This window comes from bacterium (assembly GCA_029210545.1).
GTDB lineage: Bacteria > BMS3Abin14 > BMS3Abin14 > BMS3Abin14 > BMS3Abin14 > JARGFV01.
Window position 1 is genome coordinate 1 of sequence record JARGFV010000151.1, and the last position, 5,173, is coordinate 5,173.

General features: G+C 57.8%; 5 protein-coding genes. 2 read left to right on the forward strand and 3 right to left on the reverse strand.

The window, feature by feature from the left end; translation table 11 throughout:
* Nucleotides 1-80 precede the first annotated feature (80 nt).
* The 3 genes from P1S46_11400 to P1S46_11410 all read right to left on the reverse strand — a co-directional run bounded on the left by P1S46_11400 (nt 81) and on the right by P1S46_11410 (nt 2,781).
* A complete protein-coding gene (locus P1S46_11400; GenBank protein ID MDF1537081.1) occupies nt 81-1,469 on the reverse strand; it encodes a YhjD/YihY/BrkB family envelope integrity protein in 1,389 nt (462 codons plus the stop codon).
* Nucleotides 1,470-1,524: 55 nt separating this feature from the next.
* Nucleotides 1,525-2,256, reverse strand: a complete 732-nt coding sequence (locus tag P1S46_11405) for a thioesterase (GenBank protein ID MDF1537082.1) — start codon at nt 2,254-2,256, stop codon at nt 1,525-1,527.
* Nucleotides 2,257-2,427: 171 nt separating this feature from the next.
* Nucleotides 2,428-2,781 (reverse strand): hypothetical protein, encoded by a 354-nt coding sequence (locus tag P1S46_11410; GenBank protein ID MDF1537083.1) that lies wholly within the window; start codon nt 2,779-2,781, stop codon nt 2,428-2,430.
* A 540-nt stretch (nt 2,782-3,321) separates the two neighbouring features.
* Between P1S46_11410 and P1S46_11415 the strand changes: the two genes are divergently transcribed.
* Together P1S46_11415 and P1S46_11420 are read left to right on the forward strand one after the other, a co-directional pair.
* Entirely contained in the window at nt 3,322-3,993 is a 672-nt protein-coding gene (locus P1S46_11415) for a TetR/AcrR family transcriptional regulator (GenBank protein MDF1537084.1), read from the forward strand.
* A gap of 13 nt (nt 3,994-4,006) precedes the next feature.
* Nucleotides 4,007-4,954, forward strand: a complete 948-nt coding sequence (locus P1S46_11420) for an ABC transporter substrate-binding protein (GenBank protein MDF1537085.1) — start codon at nt 4,007-4,009, stop codon at nt 4,952-4,954.
* The last annotated feature ends 219 nt before the right edge of the window (nt 4,955-5,173 follow it).

Consider the following 5,173-nt stretch of genomic DNA (forward strand, 5'->3'; position numbering starts at 1 on the left):
CGAAGGCAAAAAGCATTAGAAAAGTCGTTCCAACAAACTTTTACGCAGCGTGTCAGGGTTTTCCGACACGCTGCTAGTACTTAATCCTGCTTTACCCCTATGTCCTTCAGCAGCACATTCGCCGGCGACCTGCGGTTCTCTTCCCTCATTGTCTCCATGCTCTGCCTCAGCTGCTCGATCTCGGCCGATTTCAGCACGGGGATGGTGTCGACGCCATGGAGTTCCAGGGAATCGAGGACGGACGCCACGCTCATCTGGTCCGGATCGAAAGCTGGCTGGAAGGCGTGGACCTTTTCGCTGGCCATGCGCACCGGGGAGATGAGTCCGGCTTCCACCAGTTCGAAAAGGATGTTGCGCAGCAGGCGTATGGGGATGCTCAGGTTATGGGCGATGGCATCCTCGTCCATGGGCTGTTCCCCCTGGGAGAAATGCCCGATGAGCAGGTTGACGATCCGGAGGGACAGGAGTTTTCTGAAAGCCGGGCTGGCCAGGTTGGCATCGGGTTCGAACTCGTAGGTGTCCACGTTCTGCGTGGCAAAGGAAAGTTCCGCCCCGGACAGGACGATCATCCAGCTGGCCTGGAGCCAGAAGAGGAACAGGGGCAAGGCGGCGAAGCTCCCGTAGATGGCGTTGTACCTGGCCACCCCGACCTGGAAGCTCACGTACAGGAGCTGGAACAGCTGGAAGGCCGAACCCGCAGCGACACCCGCGATGAGGGCGGCGCGGACCCGGACGTGGGTATTGGGCATTAAGATGTAAAGGAGAGTGAACATGAGGCAGATCACCGCCAGGGGCAGCAGGCGGATGAGTGTGTGGACAAGAGGGCTGATGTACCCGAGCACGCTGATCTTCGCCATGATAGTCTGGATCTGGCCTGCTACGATGACCGTAGCGGCGCTGGAAGCGATGAAGAGGACCGGAAGGATGAACATGAGCGACAGGTAATCGCTGACTTTCCTCACCCAGGTCCTTGGCTCCTTTATTCCCCATATCTCGTTGAAACTCTGTTCGATGTTGGAAAGAACCTTGATAACCGTCCACACCAGGAACGCGAAACCGATACCGGCCACAAGGCCGCCTTTCGTATTTTCCAGGAGGGTGTTGGCAAAGGTGACGATCTGCGACGCCACCTCCGCGTGGGCGCTCAAGACCTTGCCCACCTCCCTTTCCAGGGTCCTCTGGAAACCGAACCCCTTGGCCACGCCGAAGGCCATGGCCATGACCGGGACCACCGACAACAGGGAGTAAAATGTCAGTGCACTGGCTCTCAGCTGGCATCGGTTTTCCACGAACCCGCGAAAGGTCAGCAGGAGGATCCTGAGGATCCTGATACCGAACCAGGAAAGGGAGGAAACATTTTTCCGGCGCACCCTCCAGATCCCGGTCTTGAGGAAGTTCAGGACCCACCGGAAGCCGATCATTTCTTTCCCCTGACCACCGCTGCTCTTTTTTCGCTCATTTTCAGTCATTTAACTATCCTGTATCAAACGGGTGTGGACGTGCTCCTGGCTCCTGAATTCCAATTCATCCCCACTTCGTTCTCAATCTCGTCAGTTCCTTCCCATCGGATTCCCTGACAAGCTGATGGAGAAAAAGGCCCTCACCCCCGGACCCGACCTTCGATATCACCTTATCTCCGAAACGGGCCTCGCCGCGGTATCCCACCTCGATCCCGGTGACCAGCTTTTTATCCATGACCTCGGCAGGGACCGAATCCAGGGCCCACTGGATGTAATGGACGTGGTTGACGTGCCGGTTCAGGTCGGTGTCGGACAGGCGGACGCAAAAGGTGGACTCGGCATCCACACTTTCCATTTCGGGCAGGGGAGCAAAATCGTCTTCCAGGGAACGGACCGGATGCGGCGGAAAGCCGTCCAGGAGACCGTTGTCCCCGGACGGCCCTTTTCTTTTCATGTCGATGATGAGCCAGGAACTCGTCGCCCGGACTAAAGTGATCCCCTCACTATCGACGATCTCCCAGTCCCTGAGGTAGTAAGGCTTGACGGCTCCCGGGTACCACGTTCGCACCGTCACCCTCTCACCCACAGCCGGATCCCTTTCGACCTCCACGTGGTAACGGGTCAAGACCCAGGTCAGCCCCAGGGGCACGAAGTGGTATAGGGAGATCCCCCTCCGGTAGCTGTGCTCGAAGGCGGCATCCTGCAGGTAGTTCAGCAGCGCCTCGGGTTTCAGGGTTTTCCCGTACCCTGCCTCGTAGGGGCGGACCGTGTAGTTGATCTCATGGATCTCCGGCAAGGGCAGACTCCTTTGTATAAATAATTTTATGGCAACCGCTTACCCTGTATATTTAACTATTTATCTCTCTAACGAAAGAGACGTTCATCAATTCACAGAAAATCACCAAGGGAACATGGTGCTTGCCGTCAGTTTGAGATCATGAACAGTGATGGACTCGCAAAAAGTCCATCAACGCACCCCGCGCGGGGTGCCCGGATCGATGACCGGCAAATATGTCAGCGATCCGTGAGGAAAGGGAAAACGACGCTTTTCCCTTTCCGTGGAGCGAAAAGTCCCGGATTGGACTTTTTGCGACCCTATCAACTGTACCACCTGGAAAAGCGCATAGGCACCCAGGCCGGCTGCCGCGATCCCGTAGAACCGAAAAGCCATGACGTGGTAGGGATCCGAAGAGAGGTCTTCGCGCAGGTAGGAACTGGCGCAGCGGCAAACCGCCCTCATGCCCCACCGGGGAAACAGGGCGAACACGAGACCCGGGATCAGGACGATGGAGCAGATGACGAGGGAGATCGTGATGTCCACCTTTCGATAATACCGGCAACAGCTTTCCCGAGGCAAGGGGCGAGGGGGCGAGGGCAGGCTAATGTATGGGGGTGTGGGGGTGTGGGAGGGAAGGCAAGGGGCGGGGCCTGTTCCTTCGGAACGTATCGGAGTATCGGAGATACTTCCGCATTGTCATTCCGGAAATCACGCCTGTTTGTCGCGGCGTAGTCATACCTTTGGTGTGACGAAGACGGGCAGGGTGATTATCCGGGATACAAACGGTATGTCATTGCGAGTCACGCCGACTTGTCGCGGCGTAGTCACGCCTTTTGCGTGACGAAGACGGATGGCGCGTGACGAAGCAATCCCGGGATCGCTTAACTCGGATAAGGGTGTGCTTCCTCACCCCCACCTCGGTCCTCCTACCAGCAAACCAATTCCTTCTTCTTCCCCTCCCCCATGGCCCGACGAAGATATTATGAGGACAGATTTCGGGCAGCGGATTTCGGGTTTCCTTCCCGGGAAAATTCCCGTATCCTCCCAGTTCGTGACCAGTCGGTCACCAACTGGGAGGAGTTCATGAAACCGGAAGTCAGCCATCCCCGATACGAAAAACTCGAACCGGGCACCAGGCAGCGCATCTTTGACGCGGCACTAAAGGAGTTCGGCCGGTTCGGCTACCGGTCGGCCAGCATGAACCGTCTTGTGGAAGGAGCCGGGATCAGCAAGGGCGCCCTGTTCAAGTATTTCGGCACCAAATCAGGCCTCTTCGGTTACGTCTACAGCTCCACCCTCAGTGAGGTGAAGAACGTTCTCCGGGAAGTCAGGGACAAAACCTTCGGCGAACCGTTTTTTACGCGGCTCGAACGGATCATCACCGCCGGGCTCGAATTCACCGCCCGGCGCCCCCTCTCGGCAGCCGTGTACTACCGGGTGATCTACACCGGGGACGCTCCCCACGGGAACCATATCCTGGGCGAGATCCAGGACACCTCGAAACGTTTCCTTCGCTCCCTCGTGGAAGACGGGATGGCAAAGGGCGAACTGCGGGAGGACCTGGACCCGGAACGGGCTGCCTTTATCCTCCAGAGCGTTCTGGACCGCTTTCTCCAGGCCCACTACCTGGAGTTCATGGCCCCCGCCCTTGACTCAGGGGCCGGGGAGGGCAATTCAGGCACCGGCAGGAAAAACGACCAATGGGTACAGGAGATCATCCATATTTTCAGAAACGGCATGCGGGTAGAAAAATGAGGAGAAACTGCAGATGAAAAGAACCCTTGTGACAATGGCGTTAGTTGCGGCAGCCGTTACGGCTGTTTCGTTCCCCGGAACCGCGAGAGCCGGAGAGAAGAAGATTTCCTTCGGCGTCCTGCCGGTGATCCAGGCCCTGCCCCTGTTCGTTGCCCAGGACAAGGGGCTGTACAAAGAGGAAGGGATCCAGGTCGAGCTCATCGGGTTCAGGTCGGGCCTCGAGAAGGACGCCGCCATGGCCGCCGGCCAGACCCAGGGCTATTTCGGGGACATGCTGACCTCCATTATCCTCGGCGCCAACCAGACACCCATGAGGATGGTCGCCACCGTTTTCAACACTACCGGCGACCAGAGGATGTTCGCCGTCCTCGCTGCCCCGGGTACCGGGAAGCCGTCCCTCACCGAACTGGCACAAAAGGGCATCGCGGGGAGCTCGAACACGGTCATCGAGTACGTGACTGCAAGGCTGCTGGAAAAGGAATCTCCCGGCGCCAGACTGAGCATGGTTGAGACCAAGAGCATCCCGGCCAGGATCCCCATGCTGCTGGAGGGACAGGTGGCCGGAGCCGTCCTGCCGGAGCCCCTGGTGACCTTCGTGGAGAAGAAGGGAGCGACTGTCGTAGCGGACGATCGCGGGCTCGGGATCACTCCCACCACACTCCTGTTCACCAACGAGTTCATCGAGAAGAACCCTGACGCGGTAAAAGCGTTTCTCCGCGCCACCACCCGGGCTGCCCGGCTCATCAGGGAGGATCCGGAAGGGGCAAGGGCCGCGATGATCAAGTACACAGGGGTCCCGGAACCCCTGCAGCGGGCCTTCCCCATCCCTGCTTTCGAGGATCCCGCTGTCCCGAGCCGTGAACTCACCATGGACACCTACAACTGGCTCAAGGCCAGGGGGATCCTGAAGAAGGAACTGACCTTCGACGAGATGGTGAGGGGCGATTTATTACCCCAGTAAGAAACCGGGTAATAAATCGCTGATCTCAAATCTCACATTTCAGATCTCAAAGAAAACCCACAAGACAAATCCAGGATGTAATGGACTTGTTGCCGTTGTGTCCTGCTCTGAAATTTGATGGACTGGCAAAAAGTCCATCAATGCGCCCCGCGCGGGGCGCCCAAATCAATGACTCACACCGTAAGTCATTGATTTGTAAGGAAAGGGAAAACGACGCTT